The following is a 21,760-nucleotide window of genomic DNA, read 5'->3' on the forward strand; positions in this document are numbered from 1 at the left end:
GGTCAGGGGTCGGTGATGGCTGTAACAATATTTGTATAAATAGGCGCTGTAAAAGTCCGATTAGTTATAAGGTAATTATAAAAAATTGACATTAATTACTAATATTAAATGCGTAAATCTGATGTTGTTTTTTTGGCAGATATAACGCAATCGCGGGCAAGCCCGCTCCCACAGGTGCTGTACATATCCTGTGGGAGCGGCGGTGCGACGATTCGACTTGCCCGCGATGACGGTGGAAGGGAATGACTCGGAATCAATACCCGCGTTGCACGTTCGCCTGATTCTCCAGTGCCAGGCCATTGAGGTAGCGCTCGAGATTGGCCAGGAAACTGTCGGCAATCTCGTGGCGACTGTTGCTGGAAATCGCCGAAGTATGGGGCGAAAGCCGCACCCGTGGGTGGGCGTAGAGCGGGTGCCCGTCCGGCAAGGGTTCCGGTTCGGTGACGTCCAGCGAGGCCAGGCCGACGCTTCCCGTTTCCAGTGCCTCCAACAGTGCCCCATGGTCGAGCAGGCCACCCCGTGCGATGTTGATCAGGTGCAGGCCGGGTTTGGCGCTGGCCAGCACGGCACTGTCGACGATGTGCCGGGTCGAGGCGGTCAAGGGCGCGGCCAGCACCAGGTGATCGGCACGGGCAAACAGGTCATGGATATCCCGCGCCGCTTCCACGCCTTCTACCTCGAACGGCGCCTGGCTCTGACGCAACGCCAGCACCTTGATGCCCAGGGCGCCGGCCTTGGTCGCGAGGCTGCGGCCAATGGCGCCGAAGCCGAGAAGCCCCAGCGTGGTGCCCTTGAGCGGCGTCAGCGCGGTGAAATTCCATTGTGAGTCATGCACCCAGATGTCCGGCAAGCGCTTGGCCGCCGCGAAGATCGCGGCCAGGGCGAACTCGGCGATGTTCTCGGCGGCGCTGCCGCGGGAGGTGCTCACCGGTGGGCCGTTGAACAGCCATTTCGGGTAAAAGTCGATCCCCGAAGACACCACCTGAATCCACTTCAAACCATAGGGCCAACCCGGTGGCGGCGTGTCCGGCGCTTGATAACCGCGCACATTGATCGGCCGCGCCAGCAGGATGCCGACCTCGGCCGGCAGGTCGCTCGGCACTCCAGCCGGCACGCCGATGACGCGGGCGCCGGGGTGCGATTGCGCGAGGCGCTGGCGGATCACTTCGTTGAAGTCTTCATCCAGTTGGCTGGCGATAACAAATTGGCTCATGGGCGTTCCTTTGGCTGGCGCTGGGCGAAGACCGCTTTGCCGACACCTTGCAGGACGGCGTCGTTTTGCGGCGTGTGAACCCGGCTGCACAGCACGTCGCGATAATGCCGTTGCAGCGGATTGTTGCGTGACAGGCCCGGGTTGCCGGAGGCCTCGATGGCCAACTCGACGGCGCGGATGGCGTTGCCGGTGACCAGGTATTTCAGTTGCGCCGCGTGACTGGCCGGGGTGTGGCCCTCGGCGGCGGAGTCGAGCAGGCTGCGGTTGGCGAACAGCAGGGTGTCGATGTGGCCGACGGTTTCCTGAAAGCGCGGCAGGGTTGACAACGCCGCGCCCAGGTTGGACGGCGCGCGGGTTTCCAGCCAGCCCACCAGCCAGTCGCGGGCCGCCTGGGCGACCCCGTCGTAGACCGACGACAGCAACACCGACATCCACAGGAAGCCGTCGCCATCGAGCTCGGGTTGCGGGGCGCTCCAGCGGCTGACGCTGACGGCGTGATCCAGCGGCACCAGCACGTTGTCGAACACCACCTCATGGCTGCAGGTGGCGCGCATGCCCAGGTGGTCCCAATCCTCGATGATGCTGATGCCCGGTGTGTCCTTGTGCACCAGCCAGGCGCCGACCAGCGGGTCTTCGTCGTTGCTGCGGGCCCAGACGCTGAACCAGCTCAGGCCATGGCTGCCGGTGGAGTAGATTTTCCGCCCGCTGATGCGCCAGCCCGCCGCGGTACGCCGGGCGATGGTCGCCGGCAGCCCGCCCCGGGCCGGGGTGCCGAGGTCAGGTTCGACGCGCAAGGCGTTGATCAGCGCGCCATGCTCGACGGCGTCTCGGGCCACCTGCTGGCGCAGCGCGTCGGGCCAGGTTCGGCTGTCTTGCAGACGGGAGTGCTGCAGGTATTGCATCACCAGGATCAGGGCGGTGGAGGGCTCGCCCTTGGCGATGGCGCTGATGGCCTTGCGTGCCTGTGCCAGGTTCGCGCCGCCACCGCCCAGGGCCTTGGGTACGGTCAACGCGACCAGGCCGTGTTCGTGCAACAGCTTGAAGTTGTCGTGGGGGAAGGCGCCGCTCTCGTCATACAGGTGGGCCGTGGCGGCCAGTTGCGCGCTGATGTTTTCGAGCAGTGCTTCGAATCGGGCCACTTCGACGGATCGCAGCGGTGGGGGATGTTGGGAAGAAAGACTCATGGTGGATTCACTCGATCAAAAAAGGGTGAGAGCCGGTATCTGTTCATGTACGACACAAACCCCCTGTAGGAGCCGGCTTGCTGGCGAAAGCGGTGGGTCAAACAACATCGATGGAGCCTGAGCCACCGCTTTCGCTGGCAAGCCAGCTCCTACAGTTGGCCTGTGCTGTTCACACCTTTTGTGTATGGCCTCATGGCTCAAAGCGGCAACAACGGGAAATTTTTGTCCCAGAGAGGACTGACGTCGAGCCGTTCGCTCAACACACCGGCGTTGTAGAACAGATCAGCCACTTCCTGCTGCGAGGCAATGGCCTGATCGTTCACGGCAATGATTTTCGACGGCTGGCTGCGGTTGTTGTACATGTCGAGAAACACCGCTTTGTCGACCCCCAGCAATTGCGCCGATTTGGCGGCCCAGGGCTCGGGGTTGTCGTTGATCCATTCCAGGGTGCGCGCCTGGCGCTGCAGATAGTCCTGGATTGCCTGCTTGCGCAACGGGTCTTCCAGAGCGGCGGGGCGCGCGGCGATCAGGTAGTTGCCGGACAAGTAACCCAGGGCGGTTTTCAGCACCCGGGCACCACTGCGGAATTTCGCCAGCTGGATAAACACGCCGTAGATCACCCAGGCATCGAGCTGGCCACTCTGGAATGCACTGAAACCATCCTGGGGCGTGAGCGCCACCGGCGTGATGTCCTTCATGGTCAGGCCTTGTTCCTTCAGGGCCTTGATCAGGAAATAGTGCGACGTGGTGGAGCGCACGTAGCCGACCCGTTTGCCGCGCAGTTGCGCCACCGATTCCAGGTTCGAGTCCTTGGGGATGAGGAACACCTGGTTGTTCACATCGCCTTGCAGCACCGCGATCAGCCGCGGTTGGCGATGGCTCTGAATCGAGAAGATCGGTGGGATTTCGCTCATGCCGCCGACGTCCAGACTGCCCGAAGCCAAGGCTTCGACGATCAGGTTGCCGCCGGCGAACTCCGAGTAATCGACTTTGTAGGGGGTATTGGCGGTACCGGCGTCTTCGCTGAAATAGGAGTCCTGGCCTCGGTAGGTGGCGACGCCCAGGGTCAGGTCCGAGAGCTTGTTGGCTTGGGCGAACGCACGCGGGGCCAGCCCCAGGGAGGACAGCCCCAACGCACCCAGGGCGATGGAGCTGGCCGTGAGGAAGCCGCGACGATTGAACTGTCCCTGTGTGATCTTTTTCGTCATGGTCAGGCTCTTGTCAGATGGCGAGTTGCACGGGTGTTTGCCCCAGCAGCTGTTCGACCGCGCGCAATACCGGGTCGGCTTCGGTGCGCACCAGCCAGTCCGGGCTGACTTCGGCGAAGGCCACCGTGCCGTCCCTGGCGATGACCACCACTGTAGGCTGCGGCAATTCCCAGGTGCCGGTGCCGGTGGTTTCACCGATGCCCTTGCCCTTGGCCAGCGCGGCTTTGCGCGAGGCTTCATCGAAGCTGTAGAGAATGCCCAGGCGTCGCCCGAGTCTGTTGTCCGGGTCGCTGGCCACTTGCAGATCGAGGTGGTGACGGGTCTTGATCTCCACCAGCTTCTCCGGCACCTGCGGGCTGACCGCTACCAGTGGAACGCCCAGCGCATGCAGTCGCGGATAGAGCCGGCGTTGGTAATAGGGCAGGGCGATGTTGCAGGCCGGGCAGCCGGCGAAGCGGAAGAAAATCAGCACCGCAGGGCCGTTGGCGAGCAACTCGTCGCGACTCAGGCTGCCACCTTCGACCTTCAACAACGTGAAGGGCTCAAGCGAGTCGCCGGCCCTGACGAAGTCGTCGACCCGGGCTTCATTCACCAGGCGCTGACGCTGGTCGATGTTGACTTGCAGGGCCGCCGGCTCCCAGGTCGCCAGACGTTCGGCATGCAGGTTCGCCAACAGGCGGTTAAGGGATTCGCTCATGCCAGTGCCTCGCTTTTTTCTTCGACCTGGGTGGTCGCGTGACGGTTGGCAGGCACTTCGAGACCGAGGTTGTCGCGCAAGGTGCTGCCGCTGTAGTCGTCGCGAAACAGACCGCGCTGTTGCAGTACCGGCACCACCAGTTCGGTGAAATACTGCAGGCCATCGGGCAGCAACGAGTTAATGATGAAACCGTCCGCGGCGCCTTGTTCAAACCAGGTTTGAATGGCGTCGGCGACCTGTTCGGGGGTACCGACGAAATCGCGCCGTGGACGGGAGAAGCGCAGGGCGACTTCGCGCAAGGTCAGGCCTTCATCCCGCGCAAGCTGCTTGATCCGGTCCGATCCACCTTTCTGGCTGTTGGAGCCCAGGTCACCCAGTTCGGGAAACGGCGCATCCAGTGGGTACTGGCTGAAGTCATGGTCGTTGAACGGGCGGCCGAGGGCGACGATGGCGTCTTCAATGGTCACCAGTTCCACGGCTTGCTGATAGCGGCTTTCAACTTCCGCCTCATCACGCCCGACGATGGGGCGGATGCCAGGCAGGATCGACAGCTTCTGCGCATCCCGGCCGAAGCCGCTGGCGCGTTTTTTCAGGTCCTGAGAGTAGACGCGGGCTTCGTCGAAAGTCTCGGGGCTGACGAAAATCGCATCCGAGTTTTCAGCGGCGAAATTGCGCCCGGCCTCCGAGGTACCGGCCTGGAAAATCACCGGCTGACCTTGCCGCGAGCGGGCGATATTGAGCGGGCCTTTCACCGAGAAAAATTCACCCTTGTGCTCCAGGGCGTGCAGCTTGCCAGGGGTGAAAAACTCACCGCTCTGTTTGTTGTAGGCGAAGGCATCGTCTTCCCAGGAATCCCACAGACCCTTGACCACGGCGACGTGCTCCTTGGCGATGCGGTAGCGCACGGCATGCGGTGGGTGCTCGGCTTTGCCGAAGTTGTCGGCGGTGCCGCTGAGCCAGGACGTCACCACGTTCCAGCCGGCGCGACCGCCGCTGATGTGGTCCAGGGACGCGAACTGCCGGGCGACCTGGAAGGGTTCGGTGTAGCTGACGGTGACGGTTGCCACCAGGCCGATGTGCCGGGTGGTGGCGGCCAGGGCCGAGAGAATGGTCAGCGGTTCGAAGCGGTTGAGGTAGTGCGGACTGGACTTCTCGTGGATGTGCAGGCTGTCGGCGATGAACACGAAGTCGAACTTCGCCGCCTCGGCCAGTTGCGTCTGTTGCTTGTAGAAATCGAAGTTCACGCTGGCATTGGCCAGGGCCTGTGGATGGCGCCATTCGCCCCAGCCATGACCGACGCCATGGACCATCGCACCGAGTTTCAGTTGGCGTTGTTTGCTCATGGTTCTACTCCTGAATCAGTCGCATCGTTAACGCGATGCCTGGTTGAGTTGGGCACGCTTGGCGTTGAAGCTCTTGTCGAAGCCTTGGGAGACGTCGATGTGTTTTGTGAGAATGCCCTCTTCCTGATAGATGTCCGCGGTGGTTTGCAGGCCGCCGATGACCTTGTCGTCGATCTCCACCGGTTCCATGTGCGTGCCTTTGGCCACGGCGACATGCACCGCCAGCGGCAGGCCGGTCACGCGCGCCTGGGCGGCGGCGTATTCCTCGGGGTGGGCGTTGGTCCAGCGGTAGGCGCGATCGACCCGGGCGACGAAATCGTCGAGTTGCTGGCGTTTGCCGGCGATGGCCTGGCTGGTGGCGGCCAGGTACAAATGGTTGGTCAGCAGGGTTGCGCCACTGGCCAGGACCTTGGCCTGATTCTGGGTGGTGGAAATGGTGGTGTACGGATCCCAGGTCGACCAGGCGTCGGCACTGCCGTTATCCAGCAGGATGCGCGACTCGCTCGGCAGCAGGTAGATGAACTGCACGTCGCTGGTGCTCAGGCCGACGCTGCGCAAGGCCTTGATCGCCAGGAAGTGGCCGATGGAGCCGCGGGTGGTGACGATCTTCTTGCCCTTGAGATCGCTGGCGTTGTTCAGCGCTGAATCCTTGGGTGCGAGGATCGCGGTGGTGTAGCGGCCTTCGGCATGCACGATGCTGACCACCTTGATCGGCGCACCGGCCCCGAGGGCGAATACGTAGGGCGCATCGCCCAGGGCACCGATGTCCACCGCGCCGGCATTCAGCGCTTCACCCAACGGGGCGGCGGCCGGGAACTCGGAGAACTGGATGTCGTAGGGCACATTCTTCAGCTCGCCGGAGACTTCCAGCAGCACCTTGATCGAGGACTTCTGGTTGGCCACCAGCAAGGGTTGCAGCTCGGCGGCGTAGCTGAAGGCGGTGAAGCCCAGGGTGCAGAAGAGGCTCAACAAAAGTGGTTTGAGTGACATGGCAAGCTCCAGGCGGGTTGTTGTGCTTCGTGTTGCCTCCGCCTGGAGAAGGGGTCGGTCTGTGGTTGACGTTATATCTATAAAAAGCTGCTGTGAAATTCTTTATGGTTATATGCTAATTATTAAGTTAGCTGATTATGTATTTTGTTATTATGAATTAAATGCATTTAATGAGGTGCCGAAGATCATCAACTTCAGCGCAGACCTGTGGGAGCGGGCTTGCTCGCGAAAGCGGTGTGCCAGACGGCACTGATGTCGACTGACACTCCCTCTTCGCGAGCAAGCCCGCTCCCACAGGTTCGCGCTGGTTGATCTACCTCGGGGGCAGTACCCTCAGAAGTTGTAGGCCAGCCGCGTGTAGTAATAGGCCCCACCAAAACCAAACGGCGAGAACTGCCCGTATTTGTAGCCGCCGGCCCAGTCCTGGATGCCGTTCTTGTCCGGGTATACGTTGAACAGGTTGTTGGCCCCCAGCGCCACTGTCAGGTGTTTGCTCAGGTCGTAGGCCACGTCCAGGTCGGTAATCCACTTGGCGCTGAACTTGCGGTCGTTCACCGGGTTATTGTCGCCCTCGATGTAGCTGCCGAAACGGGTGACGGCCAGGTTCAGGTTGTAGTCCGTGACTTTCCAGTTCGCCGCCAGGATCAGTTTCGATTGCGGCGTGGCGACGGTCAGGTCCTTTTGCAGGCGCCGGTCAAACAGCTGGTAGCCCGCTCCCAGGCCGCTCAGTTCTGGCGGGTTGTCCTGGAGCTTTTCGATCTTGGTCTGGTTCCAGTTATAGGCCGCGCTCCAGCGGATCTGGCCGTATTCGTCCAGCTGCTGGCGGTACTCGTTGATGATGTCGATGCCCCGGGTGCGGGTGTCGACGGCGTTGGTGTAGTACTGGGCATACAGGCCGGGGGACAAGCCGTTGGCGGCGAGGATCTGCGAGACTGCCGGGCCGCCTAGCAGGCTGGTGGAGACGATGCGGTCGCGGATGCCGATCTGATAGAGGTCGGTGGTCAGGCGATAGTTTTGCCTGGGCTCGTAGGTGAAGCCGAAGCTGTAGTTCAGGGATTTTTCCGGCTTGAGTTTTTCCGCGCCCAGGGCCTGGGCCTCGGTGGTGTCCACCGGCAACACCTTGACCGGCACCGAGACCTGCTGGCCGTTGACCACGCCGCCAGAGGTGAAGGTCGAGGAGGCATAAATGGTTTGCGCCAGGGACGGTGCGCGAAAGCCGTTATTGATGGTGCCGCGCAGGGCGAAGGCGTCGGTGATCTTGTAGCGGGTGGAGAACTTGCCACTCCAGGTGCTGCCGATGTCCTGGGTGTAGCGCTCATAGCGCGCCGCGACGCCGACGTACCATTTGTCCGTCACATCCAGGCCCAGGTCAACATAGCTGGCGACGTTGCTGCGACTGATTTCCCCGGCATCGGCGGGGCTGGTGCCGTTGTAGGAGGCGAGGCCGGGCAGGGGTGTCCTGCCGGCAAAGGGGCCGCTGGGGATGGCGTAGTTGCCGGGGGTGTAGGAGGCATAGTCGCCGGGCTCGATCTGGTATTTCTCCCAGCGGTATTCGAAGCCGAAGGACGTTTGCAGCGGATTTTTCAGGCCGATGTCGAAGCCGCGACTGAAGTCGAGGTTGTTGGTCCACTGATCGAAAATCTGCGAGGCCAGGTGGAACGAGGTGGGGCTGGTCGGTCCCCAGGACGGGTTGAGGGTATTGCTGGCATTGAGCGTCGAGTCGTCCTCGCCCCAGGTCGAACTGGCGTCATAGTTCCAGCCGCCGAACTCGCCTTTGAAGCCACCGGCCACCTGAAAGTCTTTGGTGCGGTTGTGACGCTGGGCATGGATGCCATCGGGGTAGGGCGTATTCGGGTCACCGGCCAGGGAAGTAATGTCGTTGGGTCGATAGTTGCCAGTGACTTTAGTGGTTTCCATGTAGCTGGCGGTGGAAAACGAATAGAACGTCAGATCATCCTGTATCGGCAGTTCGAGGTTGTAGCTGGCGTTGGTGACCTTTTCCCGACCCAGCCCATAGCTGGGATTCCAGCCGTGACGATTGACGGTCTGGTCGCGGCTGTCGGGGAAACCGGGTAATGAATAAAGGTTGCCCGTGGCACTGCCGCTGCGGTCGAAGGGTTCCTGTTCCTTGCTGTCCAGTGCCAGGTTGGCGAAGCCATCGTTGGGCAGCGCCAGGCCGTAGTTGATCGTCTGGTGCACAGTGTCGCCATCGCCGCTGCCGTAGCGTCCGAACGAGGTTTCGGCACTGCCGCCGCTGTCGTTTTCCTTGAGGATGATGTTGATCACCCCGGCGATGGCGTCCGAACCATATTGCGCGGAGGCACCGTCGCGCAGCACCTCGATGTGGTCGATCGCCGAGACGGGAATCAGGTCGAGGTTGACCGGCACCGCCGCCGTGCCGATCCGGGCCAGGTTGTTGATCAGCGCCGTGTTGTGCCGCCGTTTGCCGTTGACCAGCACCAGCACCTGATCCCCGGACAGACCGCGCATGGTCACCCCGCGCACCGACCAGGAGGTGCCGCCGCCATTGATCGCCGGCAGGTTGAAGGAGGGCAGCAGGCGCGCGAGCAATTCCTTGAGGCCGACCTTGCCGCTGGCCTGCAATTGTTCGGCGCTGATCACATCGATCGGCGAGGGGCTGTCGGTGATGGTGCGTGGCTGGCTGCCGCGGTTACCGGTCACCACCACCGTGCTCAGGGTTTTGTCCGAGGCGCTGCTGTCGGCATGGGCCTGGATGCTCGCGGCCAGCAGGCTAAAGGTTGCGGCGGCGTAATAATCATATTTCTTGCGGCTGCTGAATGAGCTCATGACGCGACTTCCTGAAAGATTGCACGCACAGGCGAACCCCTTCGCGAGGGTTCGCGAATAGCAGGGGTTGCCAGCAATATCAGTCAGTCAAGGTGCGGAACCTGTGGGAGCGAGCTTGCTCGCGATGGCTGTTGATCAGTCAACATCAATATTGACTGACCCGCCGCCATCGCGAGCAAGCTCGCTCCCACAGGGACTGCGCTTGGCTGACTGGCATTAGGGGTTACCAGTTCTTTTCCAGAGGTGGAATCAGGCCGCGTTGGCGCGCCTTACCCGATGAGGAATGTCGTCATAAGCGATCAGCACCCGTTCCATGCGGCGCGGGTAGTCGCCGTAGTTGCAGACCGGGTAGTGCAGGGTCGAGCGGTTGTCCCAGAACGCCACCGAGTTTTCCCGCCATTTGAAGCGCACCTGATGTTCTGGCTTGTTGAACTCCAGCAGCAAGCGATTGATCAGTTGCCTGCTCTTCTCCGGCGTCCAGCCGATCACCGAAGGGTTTTGCGAGAAGTTGATGAACAGGCCGTCCTCGCCGGTTTCCGGATGGGTGCGCACCAGCGGGTGGGCCAGGATCGGGTAGTCATAGCCGACCTTGTCCAGCGACGACTTGAAGTCGTGGACCACATGCAGGTCATCGATTTCTTCACGCAACTCGTCGGGCAAGGCGCGATAGACCGCAGCTGTGTCGGCCCACAGCGTGTCGCCGCCGACCGGGGGCAGGTCGACCGCGCGCAACACGGCGCCGAGGGTGGGCTGCAACAGCCAGCTGGTGTCGGTGTGCCAACGGCCGCTGATCCGCGGACCGTAGAGTTTGCGTTCGTCCTGGGCCTGGATCAGGTGTGCTTGCGGTTGTGTCGGGTCGTTCTGCTGGGTGGTGGGATGCACATAGAGCTCGCCGAATTCGCGAGCGAAGGCGATCTGCTGTTCGGTGCTGATGGCCTGGTCGCGGAAGAAAATCACTTTGTGTTCGAGCAGCAAACCGCGCAGTTCGTCGCGCAGCGCCGGGGTCAGCGGCTGGCGCAGATCAATGCCGGCGATTTGCGCGCCGATGGTGGGTTCCAGGCGGGTGACCTGCAGTGTTTGGGTGACGTGTGAAGGGGCGTGGTGCAAGACAGCGGACATGATGTAAATCCTCTCGGTTGTGGGTTCAGCCTCCGCCTGGAGAGGGGTCGGATGTGTGTAGGAGCGAGCTTGCTCGCGAAGGTCGTGAACGATAACGCGTAAAACCAGATGCCCGGCGGCGCTCTTGGTGTTCTCGCGAGCAAGCTCGCTCCCACAGGTACAAAGGCCGCCGGAAGCCGGCGGTTAGATCACAAAAAAGCCATGGGTGCCGTCGCGGGCCAGTTGCTCGACCAGTCCGAACTCCCAGTCCAGATAGGCTTGCATCGCTTCGCGGGGGTTATCTGTGCCCTCATAGGGACGGCGATAACGGTCGATGCGCGGCGAGGCCAGGTGAGTCTCGCCTTCCTCCAGTGGCCGTTGTGCAGCGATCCAGCTGGCGGTACCGCCACGCAGGAGAAACACCGCTTTGCCGGTCAGCGCCTCGACCTCGGCGACCGCCAGGCGTGCCAGCTGGCTGCTGCCGCAGGTCAGCACGTAGCGCTGCGCCGTCGGCACCTTCGCCAGGGCTTCGCGCAGTTGTCCGCGCAGCACCCACCAGGCACCCGGGATATGGCGTTTGACGTAGTTGGCGCTGCTGGTGAAATCCAGCACGGCGGTGTCGCCATGGGTCAACCAGTCGGCCAGGGTCTCGGGGCTGATTTCCTCGGCCTGCCGCGGCGCGGGGACCGGGGCCTGCCAGGCACCTTTTTCGTTGAAGTGCGCCGGCTGCAGGTCATCCAGCACGTGCACCTCCCAGCCCAGTTGCGCGAGCCAGGACGCCGACATGTTGGCGCGCACGCCATCGTCGTCGGCCAGCACCAGGCGTGCACCGCGCACGCTGGCGAAGTGGTCGGTTTCCTGCACCAGCTGACCGCCCGGCGTCGAGCGGGCAGCGGGCAGGTGACCGGCTTCGAATTCTTCCGGGGTGCGCACATCAAACAGGTAGGTGCTGCGTGCCGGCTCCTGTTGCCAGCGTTGCAGGTCCGCCAGGGTCGCGCGGCCCACCAGGGCCTTGTCGGCGACGCGGCGGGCATCGCTGGCCGCGACTTGGCGATGTTCTTCGCGGGTCGGGGCGAAGCGCCGCGATTGGCCGTGCTGCAGTTTTTGACCGGCCAGGGTCCAGCCGATGGTGCCATTGCGCAAGGCTGACACCGGGTTGGCGATGCCGGCATTGATCAGCGACTGGGTGCCGATAATGCTGCGGGTGCGCCCGGCGCAGTTGACGATGATGCGCGTGGCCGGGTCCGGGGCCAGCTCCCGGGCACGCAGCACCAGTTCCGCTCCCGGTACGCTGATGCCGGTGGGAATGCTCATGGTCTGGTATTCATCGAAGCGCCGGGCGTCGAGCACCACCACGTCCGCCTCGCTGTCGAGCAGCGCCTGCACCTCTTCCGCCGCCAGGGATGGCGTGTGGCGCTGGCTTTCCACCAGTTCGCCAAAGGCTTTGCTCGGCACGTTGACGTCGATGAACAGCTCGCCGCCGTTGAGGCGCCAACCTTCCAGGCCCCCTTCAAGCAGGCTGACCCGGGTATAGCCAAGGTCCTGCAAACGCTGGACAGCGATGTTCGCCAGGCCTTCACCATTGTCGTAGACGGTCACTTGGGTATCGCGCCGGGGAATCCGCGAATACACCTCAAGCTCAAGTTTCGACAATGGAATGTTGGCCGCAAACAGTGGATGTGCCTCAGCGAAGGGGGCTTCTTCGCGCACATCCACCAGCGCCAGTTCTTCATGGTTCAGCAGGGCCTGGCGGATCTCGGAGTAGGAGCGGGTAGGTGCAGTGCTCATAGGGCTTGGCTCTCTTTGGACAAATCCCAGATATTGGGGAGAAAGGCGTTGGAATAACCGGAGATAAACAGTTTCTCGCTGCCGTCGGGCTGGTACACCGCGCGGCGCACGGCACCGATGTTGGCGCCATAGACATGGATGCTGATCGAGACCTGATCGTCGAAGGCGTTGCTGACTTGATGAATGTCGCCGATCTTCGGCGACACCGCCTCGACCTGACCCGGCACCAGCTGTATCCGCCGGCCCTCGGGCACCAGGCTGCCGTCAGGGTTACGGGCGAACCCTTGCGAGTACTCCGAACCGCGCAACATGCCGATCAGGCCCCAGACCCGATGATCATGGATGGGCGTGCGTTGCCCCGGCCCCCAGACAAAACTGACGATACTGAAGCGCTGGCGTGAATCGGCATGCAGCAAAAACTGTTGATAGCGTTCTGGATCCGGTTGGGCAAAATCGTCGGGCAGCCAGTCGTCATGGCTGACCAGTTGCGCGAGCAGCTTGCCGCCGCGATGCAGCAGATCACCCTCGCGGGGGTTGCCGTCGATCAATTCCGCCAAGGCGCCTATGAATGCTCTGAGTCTCTCCGGGTGTCGGGCCTGGGTCATGGCGATTTCCATTGTTCGTTCTGAAAGTTGACCTTTTGATTTAAGCATAATGTTTTAGATCAATATGCTATTGTTTAATGATTAGGTTATAGCCGAAAGGAATTAATACCGGGTTGCATGACCTAAGACGCCAGTGACCGGTGCTGAGGAATACGGCGGACTATCCAGATCCCAACAATAGAACTATGCTTTTCAGACATCTTATCGACTGTTCTCTATGTGCGGGCCAAATGAAAATTGATGATATCGACGCCTTTGTCGAAGTGATTCGTTGCCAGTCCATCAGTCATGCCGCCGAGTCGCTGCAACTGACTCAGCCGGCCATCACGCGGCGCGTGCAGAACTTTGAGCAGGCGTTAGGCGTGGAGCTGTTCGACCGCAATACCAAGCCACTCAAGCCCACGCTGATCGGTACGCGGGTGTATGAACAGTGCCGTTTGATCCTGCGGGAAATGGATGCATTGCGCGAACTGGTGGCCACCGATGCACCGCCCACCGGGTTGTTGCGCCTGGGCGTTCCGCAAACCATCGGTGATGTGGTGCTGCTCGACGCACTCAAGCATCTGCGCCTCGAATACCCCGACTTGCGGGCCCAGGTGGCCACGGGTTGGGGCAGTCAACTGGTCGGCAAGATCGAGCGCGGGGAGCTGGACGCGGCAGCGGCGCTGTTCCCGGCGGGCAAGATTTTCCCGGACAACATTGTCGGCGAGTCGATCGGCAAGATGGAGCTGGTGGTGGTGTGCGCCAAGGATCAAATGCCCAAGCGTCCCTGCAAACTCGCTGACGTTTACCAAAGTGGCTGGATTCTCAACCCCGATGGCTGCGGTTTCCGCGCCGGCTTGCAACGCACCCTGTCGGACCAGGGCCTGGCCCTGCGGGTCAATCTGGAAACCTTCGGCACCGAATTGCAGCTGGGGCTGGTCGCCGACGGCCTGGGGCTTGGTTTGGTACCGCGTCCGTTGCTCGAGCGCAGCGCGCATTTCGATCAGCTGGCGGTCATGCCGCTCAAGGATTTCAAGCCGGTGATGGATCTGTGGCTGATCTATCCGCATTTCCTTGGCAACCTGCAAGGGCCGGTCGACGCCTTTGGCAAACTGGTCGCCGTATCGCTGCAGAAGATCAAGAGTGCGGCGTGATGACTGGGGTGCCATATAATAAAAAAAAATGATAATTAGCTTAGATTAAAATGTGCTTTTTATTATTTTTTGACTTCCCATAGGCTGGCTGGAATCCTTAAGGCCATCCAGGAAGTTTTGCCATGAGCAGCGTCAGTCCGTTATCCAGCATCTCGAAAAATGTTCGCCAGCGCGTCAGCCCGGAAGAATGGGAAGTGCGGGTCAAACTGGCCGCGGCCTATCGGCTGGCGGCCTTGTTCAAGTGGACCGATCACATCTACACGCATTTTTCCGCACGGGTGCCCGGGCCGGACGAGCATTTCCTGATCAATGCCTTCGGGCTGCTGTTCGACGAAATCACCGCCTCCAACCTGGTCAAGGTGGACATCGACGGCACCCTGGTCGATGACCCGACGGGGCTGGGCATCAACTACGCCGGTTACGTGATCCACAGCGCCATTCATGGAGCGCGGCCGGACCTGCAAGCGGTGCTGCATACCCATACCCGCGACGGCATCGCAGTGTCCGCTCAGCGTGACGGTCTGTTGCCGATTTCCCAGCACGCCATCGGTTTTTCCGGGCGGGTGGCTTATCACGGTTACGAAGGCGTGGCGCTGGACCTTGACGAGCGCGAACGTCTGGTGGCTGACCTGGGGGATAAAAGCGTGTTGATCCTGCGCAATCACGGGCTGTTGACCGCGGGCATCAGTGTCGAGCATGCGTTCCAGCAACTGCACGGACTGGAGCGGGCCTGCAATATCCAGATCGCGGCACAGGCCGGTGGCAACGCCGAGTTGATCTTCCCGCCGGCGGAGGTGGTAACCAAGGTCGAGAAGCAGGCCGAGGTGTTTAAAAGCGGGGATGGACCGGGCGTGGCGCGGCACTGGAATGCGCTGATCCGGCAGTTGGAGCGCACGGATATCGAGTACAAGAACTGAGCCCGGAATGAAGGGGCGGCGGTGCGGCGATCCGACTTGCTTGCGAAAGCGGTCGGTCATTCAGCAAGGGTGTTGACTGTGCCGCCGTCTTCGCCAGCAAGCCGGCTCCTACACGGGATCGGCGTCGTTCACCGATGTCGTGCTCACTGAAAATCCCCTGTAGGAGCTGGCTTGCCAGCGAAAGCGGTGGTTCAGCTGGCATTGATGTTGAATGTGCCGCCATCTTCGCGGGCAAGTCGGATCGCCGCACCGCCGCTCCCACAGGGATCTATGGCGAACACAAAATCCGTGCGCGACAGTGATCAAAATGTGGGAGCGAGCTTGCTCGCGAAAGCGGTGGATCAGCTTGTATGGATGTTGAATGTGCCGCCGTCTTCGCGGGCAAGCCCGCTCCCACAGGGTCAGTGGTGGCCACAATCCTTGTGAACACCCACATTAAATAGTCAGTGCTTTCAGGCGACTTTCTCCGCCGCTTGCCGCTCACGCTCTGCCACCAATTGGCGGGTCAGGGGGATCAGGCGCTTGCCGTAGTCGATGGCATCGTCGAGGGGATCGAAGCCGCGGATCAGGAAGGTGGTGATGCCCAGGTCGTAGTAGTCGAGCAGGGCTTCGGCCACTTGTTCCGGGGTACCCACCAGTGACGTCGAGTTGCCTTGTGCGCCGAGCAAACCGGCGATCCCGGTCCACAGGCGCTTGTCCAGGCGCGAACCCTGGGCCGCTGCCGCCAGCAAGCGTCGGGAACCTTCGTTCGGTGGTTCGCGACGGACAAAGCCGTTCTGCTCGGCCAGGGCGGTAGCCTGTTGCAGGATGCGTTCGGCACGTTCCCAGGCCAGCGCTTCGGTGTCCGCCAGAATCGGGCGCAACGACAGGCTGAAGCGAACTTCGCGGCCATGTTTAGCGGCTTCGGCGCGCACCTGATTCACCACTTCACGTACCTGGTCATAGGTTTCACCCCACAGCGCATAGACATCCGCATGCTTGCCCGCGACCTCGATGGCCGCCGTCGACGAGCCGCCAAAATACAGCGGAATGTGCGGCTGTTGCGGCGACTTCACCGCCGAATGCGCGCCTTCGACCTGGTAATACCTGCCCTGATAGTCGAAAGGCTTTTCACTGGTCCATTCCTGGCGCACCACGTCGAGGTATTCATCGGTGCGCGCATAGCGCTCGTCCTTGCCGATAAAACTGCCATCAGCCCGCAATTCGCCATCATCGCCCCCGGTGATGATGTGCACGGCGGTACGTCCGCCATTGAACACGTCGAGGGTGGCGAACTGTCGCGCGGCCAGGGTCGGCGCGGCAAACCCCGGGCGGTGGGCGATGAGGAACTTCAGGTTTTTCGTCACGCTGGCAGCATGCGAGGCGATCAGCGTGCTGTCCGGACTGTTGGAATGGAAGGCCACCAGGGCGCGATCGAAACCGGCCTCATCATGGGCGCGGGCGACTTTTTCCACGTACTCGGGTTGCAGGACAGGGCCGCTGCGGGGGTGGATTTCCGAAGAGTGATGGCCGCCGATGTAACCGATGAATTCAATACTCATGCTGGGTTCCTTGTCATTGTCTGGGCGTGATTCAAGCCTCCACCTGGCAGGGGGTCGGTCTGTGGTGACGAAAGTAGGCGCAGCGGGGTGGCCCTGTGAAATGCCGTTTTGTTCTAAGTTAATTATTAAATTAATGAATCTTGATCAATATCAGATATCAGTAATACGCATTTTAATCTCCGACAAACGCCACAGCCCCGAAAGGACGGGGCCTGGGCACATTAATTATGCAAATAATTTATCTGGCACATTTTTTATCTGATTTATAATCATATTAGGTTATTCCTAAAAAGAATTTCACTGAGGTTTTTTATGCGAATAGCATGAATCCGAAGCTGACGCGTGGCGCCTCGAGCCATGTTCTTGATAAGGAAGGAAGCCTGATGACTGAAAAGACCTTTAATACCCCGAGCGCCAGTAGCTCGTTTTCCGTCGATAAGGCTGCACGCCTCACCAGTGACCTGCAGGGCGCGTCGCGGTTGATCCCCAACTGGGTACGCAACTGGCGCACCCCCGAGGTCTTGCTGCGTTTGCTCAGCCCGATTGCGCTGCTGCTGTTGTGGGAGCTGGCCTCGCAGGCGGGGCTTATTCCGCAGCGGGTCATCGCGGCGCCGTCGCAGATCGGTGGCACGCTGTGGGCAATGATCGTTTCCGGAGAACTGGGCAAGCATTTGCTGGTGTCGCTGCAGCGAGCGCTGCTGGGCTTGAGTATCGGCGTCAGCATCGGTGTCGTCGCCGCGCTGATCAGCGGATTGTCGAAGCGCGGTGAGGTGATCCTCGATTCGCCGATGCAGATGCTGCGCACCATTCCTTCCCTGGCATTGGTGCCGCTGTTCATTCTCTGGTTCGGCATCGGCGAATTCACCAAGATCGCCCTGATCGTCACCGGTACCACCTTCCCGGTGTACCTGAATCTGTTCGCCGGGATTCGCAACATCGACCCCAAGTTGATCGAGGCCGCCAACACCCTGGGCCTGAATCGTCGCGAGTTGATCTGGCATGTGATCCTGCCGGGTTCCTTGCCCTCGTTTTTTGTCGGCTTGCGCTATTCCCTGGGGATTTCCTGGCTGGCCCTGGTGTTCGTCGAGCAGATCAACACCACCGCCGGTATCGGTTTCCTGGCCAGTGACGCGCGGGACTTCATGCGCACCGATGTGATCGTCATCTGCCTGCTGATCTACAGCGTCCTCGGCCTGTTGATCGACGGACTGATCCGCACGCTCGAACGTTTTGCCCTGGCCTGGCGCCCATCTTTTGTGAGGAACTGATATGTCGAGCATCGATTTTTCCGACGCGGCAAAAAACCTGCATTCGCCGGCACCGGTACAGCTGCGCAACGTGGTGCGCCAGTTCGGCCAGCAGCGGGTCATCGATGGCCTGGATCTGGACATCGCCCCGGGCGAATTCGTCGCGTTGCTCGGGGCCAGCGGTTCGGGCAAAACCACCTTGCTGCGCAGCCTGGCCGGCCTGGACAGTATCGACAGTGGTCAGCTGCTGGTGCCCAAGGCCCGGGCCGCGGTGTTTCAGGAACCTCGATTGATGCCCTGGAAGCGCGCCTGGAAGAACGTGATTCTCGGGTTGCGCATTCCCGACGCCAAGGCGCGCGCAGTGCAGGCCCTGACTGAAGTGGGGCTGGCCCATCGGCTCGAAGCCTACCCGGCCACACTGTCCGGTGGCGAAGCGCAACGGGTGGCGCTGGCCCGTGGCCTGGTGCGCGAGCCCAAGTTGCTGCTGCTCGATGAACCGTTCGCCGCGCTGGATGCGCTGACGCGGATTCGCATGCATCGGCTGATCATCGAGTTATGGCGCAAACACAACCCTGCTGTGCTGCTGGTGACTCATGACGTGGACGAAGCGATCCTGCTGGCCGATCGGGTCATCGTGCTGGCAAACGGCAAGATTGCCGAACAGTTGTCGATCGACCTGCCACGGGCTCGAGACACCGGGCAGGAGGGGTTTCAGGCGATCCGCGCACGGCTCCTGAGTTTGCTGGGGGTTGAAGTGGAAACCACAGCGGTTACCGAGCGTCAGGCCACAAAGGCTACTGTCCGGCGTTTCGCCCATGGCTGATAGCGTTTCCAATCCATTGATACAGGGATGTTCTGTCATGCCGATCCGCGTCTGGAAATCTGCGATGCTGTTGCTGTCTGGCGTCGCGCTATTGCTTGGCGGGTGCGGTGACGCCGTCGAGTCAAAGTCCTCATCCGCCGCCCAGTCAGATCTGTCCGGCGTGACGCTGGTGCTTGGCGATCAAGCCAAGGGCCTGCGTACCGTGGTCGAGGCAGCCAATGCCCTGGAGGGCATCGACTATAAGGTTGAGTGGGCCAACTTCCAGGGGGCCGCGCCGTTATTCGAGGCCTTGCGCGCCGGTGCCGTCGACCTGGGGCCGGCCGGTGACACACCGGTGCTCGCCGCCGCGACCGGGGGCACGCCCTTGCGCATCGTCGCGGTACGGCGCAGTCAATCGAGGGGGATTGCGATCCTGGTTCCGGCCGATTCGGCTATCCGCACTGTCGCCGACTTGAAAGGCCGCAATGTCGTGGTGTCTTCAGCCCGCGGCAGCATTTCCCAATACCTGTTGATTCGCGCACTGGCCAATGCCGGGGTCGATGAGAAAGACGTCAATGTCGGCTTCGTCCTGCCGACCGACGCCTTGTCCGCGTTCAACGCCGGCAAGATCGAAGCCTGGGCCACTTTCGGTATCTATCAGGCGTTTGCCGAGCAGCAGGGCGCGCGGGTGCTGATCAGCGGCGAGGGAATCAATACCGGGCTGACCTTCATCACCGCCTCGGACGAAGTCCTGACCGACCCGCTAAAACGCAAGGCACTCGGTGATGTCCTGCAGCGATTCGCCAAGGCATTCGAATGGGCGCAGCAGAATCCGGACGAGTACGCCCGGGTCTTCGCCAAGGTCAACGACATACCGCTGGACGTCTCGCAGCGGCTGCGCAGTTGGGGTGACGAGTCGTTATTGCCGGTCGAGCCGCGGGATGTTCAGGCGTTGCAGCAGGTCGATGACTTGTTTGTGGAGAAGAAGATCTTTCCCCATCGGGTCGATGTGCAAAAGCTGACGGATGCACAGGTGTTTTCGCTGAAGCCGTTGACATTGACGCAATCGGAACCGGCACGTTAGTCCGGGGCCGGGCGCGTGTTCAATTTGAATCTTTACAGGAGTCAGTGAATGGGCAATGTCCAGAGCGCCGCAAGTGCCCTAGAGGTGTTTCGGCACCCGGCACCCGGTGGCGAGCTGCTCGACCTTGGCCGGGTTTTCCGTGAACCCCTGGCGTTATCGCGGTTGCACAGCACGCCCAAGCGTGTGTTGAGTCGCCGCGAAGGGGTCTTGTTGGGGGTGTTCGCGCTGGTGCTGCATGGCGCGGTGATTGTCTGGGTCAACCAGACACCGCCGCCGGCATTACCCGTGGTGCCACCGGAGATTCCGCCGATGACCATCGAGTTCTCGCAGCCGGCACCCCCGGTGACGGCACCACCACCTGTAGCGGCGCCACCGCCCGAGCTTCCCCAACCCGTGGTCGAACCGCCACCGCCGGTTGAGGATGAGCTGGCTGTGAAACCACCGCCACCTAAACCCGTCCCCAAACCAAAACCCGTGGTTAAACCGGTGCCTAAACCTGTGGCCAAGCCGGTGGAGCAGCCGCCTGCACCCCCTGCGCCGCCACAACCGGTCGCCGTCCCAGCGCCCCCCGCACCCCCGGTACCGAAACCGGTAACCCCGGCATCGGCCAGCGCCGGTTACCTGAAGAACCCGGCGCCGGAATACCCGTCTCTGGCGATGCGTCGCGGCTGGGAAGGCACGGTGTTGTTGCGGGTGCATGTCCTGGCCAGCGGCAAACCCGGCGACATCCAGATCCAGAAAAGCAGTGGCCGCGATCAACTCGACGACGCCGCCCTGGCTGCAGTCAAACGCTGGAGTTTCGTCCCGGCCAAGCAGGGTGATGTCGCCCAGGACGGCTGGGTCAGCGTGCCCATCGATTTCAAAATCAAATAACCCCCATAAACAGCACCGCGGGCCACCTGACAAAAGGCGCATCGCTACAACCGATCCATTGCCTTGTTGGAGAGCCTGAAATGAACCTGATTGCATCCCCCTTCGAATCCATCGAACACGCCGTCATCTGGCTGTTGATCATCTTCTCTGTCGCAACGTGGGGCCTGGCCTTGCTCAAGGGCGTGCAGTTCACCCGCCTGAAGACCCAGGACCGCAAATTTCATAAACACTTCTGGGCCGCCTCCAGTCTCGATTCCGCCGCTGAATTGGCCCATAGCCAACCGGGCGCCGCCGCTCGCGTGGCACTGGCCGGTTACGCCGCGATCCAGGTCAGCGATCAGCCGGGCACTGACCTCAGTCAGTCGATCAACCACCAGGACCGTCTTGAACGCGCCCTGCGCCAGCAGATCGTGCGTGAACGACGCTCGCTGGAAAGCGGCCTGGCAATCCTCGCCAGCATCGGCAGCACCTCGCCCTTTATCGGCCTGTTCGGCACCGTCTGGGGCATCATGTCGGCTTTGAAAGGCATCAGCGCGGCGGGCTCGGCGAGCCTGGAAACCGTGGCCGGGCCGATCGGCGCGGCGCTGGTTGCCACCGGTGTCGGCATCGCCGTCGCGGTGCCGGCGGTGCTGGTCTACAACTACTTTCTGCGGCGCCTGAAGCTGACCGCCGCCGACCTCGACGACTTCGCCCACGACTTCTACAGCCTGGCGCAGAAAAACGCGTTCCGCGTGCTGCTGCACCCGGTATTGAGCAAGTCCGGCGCCACAGTCGCCGGGCAGAAAGTCAAGGAGGCGTCCTGAGATGGCCTTCTCCACACAAGACAGCGATGAAGTGCTCAGCGAGATCAATGTCACACCCTTGGTGGACGTGATGTTGGTGCTGCTGGTGGTGTTCATCGTCACCGCGCCGCTGCTGACCAATGCGATCCCGATCAACCTGCCCAAGACCGAGTCGGTGGCGCCGGTGGAGCAGAAAGATCCGCTGGTGGTGAGCATCGACGACAAGGGCAAGGTGTTCATCAACAAGGACGAAATCCAGGCGGACCTGCTCGAGTTCAACCTGCAGGCGGCCAAGGCGAAAAACCCTGATGTGCGGGTGCAACTGCAGGCGGATAACGGGGTGAATTATGGCGAGGTGGCGCGGGCCATGGCGTCTATTGAACGGGCGGGGATTACCAAGTTGTCGGTGATTACGGCGAAGTAGGAAATGTTACCGAAGGATCA

19 protein-coding genes are annotated in these 21,760 nt (G+C 61.6%); 8 read left to right on the forward strand and 11 right to left on the reverse strand.

Annotated features, from left to right (window positions below):
• Window positions 1-253: 253 nt before the first annotated feature.
• From ACA062_RS12335 to ACA062_RS12380, 10 genes are all read right to left on the reverse strand, one after another.
• The gene (locus ACA062_RS12335; RefSeq protein ID WP_497456608.1) at window positions 254-1,213 is read right to left on the reverse strand and encodes a D-isomer specific 2-hydroxyacid dehydrogenase family protein; all 960 of its coding nucleotides are present in this window, start codon (window positions 1,211-1,213) and stop codon (window positions 254-256) included.
• A complete protein-coding gene (locus tag ACA062_RS12340; protein WP_497456609.1) occupies window positions 1,210-2,397 on the reverse strand; it encodes an acyl-CoA dehydrogenase family protein in 1,188 nt (395 codons plus the stop codon). The genes ACA062_RS12335 and ACA062_RS12340 overlap by 4 nt, the downstream gene beginning before the upstream one ends.
• Window positions 2,398-2,594: 197 nt before the next feature.
• A complete protein-coding gene (locus tag ACA062_RS12345) occupies window positions 2,595-3,605 on the reverse strand; it encodes an ABC transporter substrate-binding protein (protein ID WP_497456610.1) in 1,011 nt (336 codons plus the stop codon).
• Window positions 3,606-3,618: 13 nt separating this feature from the next.
• Window positions 3,619-4,302 carry a peroxiredoxin-like family protein gene (locus tag ACA062_RS12350; protein ID WP_497456611.1) on the reverse strand — a complete coding sequence of 228 codons (684 nt, stop codon included), beginning with the start codon at window positions 4,300-4,302 and terminating at the stop codon, window positions 3,619-3,621.
• A complete protein-coding gene (locus tag ACA062_RS12355; RefSeq protein ID WP_497456612.1) occupies window positions 4,299-5,645 on the reverse strand; it encodes an LLM class flavin-dependent oxidoreductase in 1,347 nt (448 codons plus the stop codon). The genes ACA062_RS12350 and ACA062_RS12355 overlap by 4 nt, the downstream gene beginning before the upstream one ends.
• Before the next feature lie 27 nt (window positions 5,646-5,672).
• Window positions 5,673-6,635, reverse strand: coding sequence for an ABC transporter substrate-binding protein (locus ACA062_RS12360; RefSeq protein WP_497456613.1), 963 nt, complete (start codon window positions 6,633-6,635; stop codon window positions 5,673-5,675).
• Between the two features lie 333 nt (window positions 6,636-6,968).
• The gene (locus ACA062_RS12365) at window positions 6,969-9,443 is read right to left on the reverse strand and encodes a TonB-dependent receptor plug domain-containing protein (protein ID WP_497456614.1); all 2,475 of its coding nucleotides are present in this window, start codon (window positions 9,441-9,443) and stop codon (window positions 6,969-6,971) included.
• A 249-nt stretch (window positions 9,444-9,692) separates the two neighbouring features.
• Window positions 9,693-10,562: a TauD/TfdA dioxygenase family protein gene (locus ACA062_RS12370; RefSeq protein ID WP_497456615.1), complete on the reverse strand. Its 870-nt coding sequence runs from the start codon at window positions 10,560-10,562 to the stop codon at window positions 9,693-9,695.
• Window positions 10,563-10,745: 183 nt separating this feature from the next.
• Window positions 10,746-12,329, reverse strand: coding sequence for a rhodanese homology domain-containing protein (locus tag ACA062_RS12375; protein WP_497456616.1), 1,584 nt, complete (start codon window positions 12,327-12,329; stop codon window positions 10,746-10,748).
• Window positions 12,326-12,934: a cysteine dioxygenase family protein gene (locus ACA062_RS12380; RefSeq protein WP_497441261.1), complete on the reverse strand. Its 609-nt coding sequence runs from the start codon at window positions 12,932-12,934 to the stop codon at window positions 12,326-12,328. The genes ACA062_RS12375 and ACA062_RS12380 overlap by 4 nt, the downstream gene beginning before the upstream one ends.
• Window positions 12,935-13,164: 230 nt before the next feature.
• Between ACA062_RS12380 and ACA062_RS12385 the strand changes: the two genes are divergently transcribed.
• Both ACA062_RS12385 and ACA062_RS12390 read left to right on the forward strand, forming a co-directional pair.
• The gene (locus ACA062_RS12385) at window positions 13,165-14,070 is read left to right on the forward strand and encodes a LysR family transcriptional regulator (RefSeq protein WP_497456617.1); all 906 of its coding nucleotides are present in this window, start codon (window positions 13,165-13,167) and stop codon (window positions 14,068-14,070) included.
• 122 nt (window positions 14,071-14,192) lie between these two features.
• Entirely contained in the window at window positions 14,193-14,987 is a 795-nt protein-coding gene (locus ACA062_RS12390; protein WP_497456618.1) for a class II aldolase/adducin family protein, read from the forward strand.
• Between the two features lie 452 nt (window positions 14,988-15,439).
• Here the strand turns inward: ACA062_RS12390 and ACA062_RS12395 are convergent, their stop codons facing one another.
• A complete protein-coding gene (locus ACA062_RS12395; protein WP_497456619.1) occupies window positions 15,440-16,528 on the reverse strand; it encodes an LLM class flavin-dependent oxidoreductase in 1,089 nt (362 codons plus the stop codon).
• A gap of 383 nt (window positions 16,529-16,911) precedes the next feature.
• On the opposite strand from ACA062_RS12395, the gene ACA062_RS12400 reads away from it, so the two are divergent.
• The 6 genes from ACA062_RS12400 (at window position 16,912) to ACA062_RS12425 (ending at window position 21,740) form a co-directional block, all read left to right on the forward strand.
• A complete protein-coding gene (locus ACA062_RS12400; RefSeq protein ID WP_497456620.1) occupies window positions 16,912-17,796 on the forward strand; it encodes an ABC transporter permease in 885 nt (294 codons plus the stop codon).
• 1 nt (window position 17,797) lies between these two features.
• Window positions 17,798-18,598, forward strand: a complete 801-nt coding sequence (locus ACA062_RS12405; RefSeq protein ID WP_497456621.1) for an ABC transporter ATP-binding protein — start codon at window positions 17,798-17,800, stop codon at window positions 18,596-18,598.
• A 37-nt stretch (window positions 18,599-18,635) separates the two neighbouring features.
• On the forward strand, window positions 18,636-19,661 hold the full coding sequence (locus ACA062_RS12410; protein WP_497456622.1) for an ABC transporter substrate-binding protein: 1,026 nt from the start codon (window positions 18,636-18,638) through the stop codon (window positions 19,659-19,661).
• Window positions 19,662-19,709: 48 nt separating this feature from the next.
• Window positions 19,710-20,534: an energy transducer TonB gene (locus ACA062_RS12415; RefSeq protein WP_497456623.1), complete on the forward strand. Its 825-nt coding sequence runs from the start codon at window positions 19,710-19,712 to the stop codon at window positions 20,532-20,534.
• A gap of 80 nt (window positions 20,535-20,614) precedes the next feature.
• Window positions 20,615-21,337, forward strand: a complete 723-nt coding sequence (locus ACA062_RS12420; RefSeq protein WP_128869505.1) for a MotA/TolQ/ExbB proton channel family protein — start codon at window positions 20,615-20,617, stop codon at window positions 21,335-21,337.
• A gap of 1 nt (window position 21,338) precedes the next feature.
• Window positions 21,339-21,740, forward strand: coding sequence for an ExbD/TolR family protein (locus ACA062_RS12425; RefSeq protein WP_019578566.1), 402 nt, complete (start codon window positions 21,339-21,341; stop codon window positions 21,738-21,740).
• The last annotated feature ends 20 nt before the right edge of the window (window positions 21,741-21,760 follow it).

The organism is Pseudomonas sp. LBUM1679 (assembly GCF_059695565.1).

Coding starts and splice junctions, on each gene's coding strand:
- ACA062_RS12335 (WP_497456608.1), bottom strand. CDS start 1,213: ATGAGCCAATTTGTTATCGCCAGCCAACTGGATGAAGACTTCAACGAA.
- ACA062_RS12340 (WP_497456609.1), bottom strand. CDS start 2,397: ATGAGTCTTTCTTCCCAACATCCCCCACCGCTGCGATCCGTCGAAGTG.
- ACA062_RS12345 (WP_497456610.1), bottom strand. CDS start 3,605: ATGACGAAAAAGATCACACAGGGACAGTTCAATCGTCGCGGCTTCCTC.
- ACA062_RS12350 (WP_497456611.1), bottom strand. CDS start 4,302: ATGAGCGAATCCCTTAACCGCCTGTTGGCGAACCTGCATGCCGAACGT.
- ACA062_RS12355 (WP_497456612.1), bottom strand. CDS start 5,645: ATGAGCAAACAACGCCAACTGAAACTCGGTGCGATGGTCCATGGCGTC.
- ACA062_RS12360 (WP_497456613.1), bottom strand. CDS start 6,635: ATGTCACTCAAACCACTTTTGTTGAGCCTCTTCTGCACCCTGGGCTTC.
- ACA062_RS12365 (WP_497456614.1), bottom strand. CDS start 9,443: ATGAGCTCATTCAGCAGCCGCAAGAAATATGATTATTACGCCGCCGCA.
- ACA062_RS12370 (WP_497456615.1), bottom strand. CDS start 10,562: ATGTCCGCTGTCTTGCACCACGCCCCTTCACACGTCACCCAAACACTG.
- ACA062_RS12375 (WP_497456616.1), bottom strand. CDS start 12,329: ATGAGCACTGCACCTACCCGCTCCTACTCCGAGATCCGCCAGGCCCTG.
- ACA062_RS12380 (WP_497441261.1), bottom strand. CDS start 12,934: ATGACCCAGGCCCGACACCCGGAGAGACTCAGAGCATTCATAGGCGCC.
- ACA062_RS12385 (WP_497456617.1), top strand. CDS start 13,165: ATGAAAATTGATGATATCGACGCCTTTGTCGAAGTGATTCGTTGCCAG.
- ACA062_RS12390 (WP_497456618.1), top strand. CDS start 14,193: ATGAGCAGCGTCAGTCCGTTATCCAGCATCTCGAAAAATGTTCGCCAG.
- ACA062_RS12395 (WP_497456619.1), bottom strand. CDS start 16,528: ATGAGTATTGAATTCATCGGTTACATCGGCGGCCATCACTCTTCGGAA.
- ACA062_RS12400 (WP_497456620.1), top strand. CDS start 16,912: ATGACTGAAAAGACCTTTAATACCCCGAGCGCCAGTAGCTCGTTTTCC.
- ACA062_RS12405 (WP_497456621.1), top strand. CDS start 17,798: ATGTCGAGCATCGATTTTTCCGACGCGGCAAAAAACCTGCATTCGCCG.
- ACA062_RS12410 (WP_497456622.1), top strand. CDS start 18,636: ATGCCGATCCGCGTCTGGAAATCTGCGATGCTGTTGCTGTCTGGCGTC.
- ACA062_RS12415 (WP_497456623.1), top strand. CDS start 19,710: ATGGGCAATGTCCAGAGCGCCGCAAGTGCCCTAGAGGTGTTTCGGCAC.
- ACA062_RS12420 (WP_128869505.1), top strand. CDS start 20,615: ATGAACCTGATTGCATCCCCCTTCGAATCCATCGAACACGCCGTCATC.
- ACA062_RS12425 (WP_019578566.1), top strand. CDS start 21,339: ATGGCCTTCTCCACACAAGACAGCGATGAAGTGCTCAGCGAGATCAAT.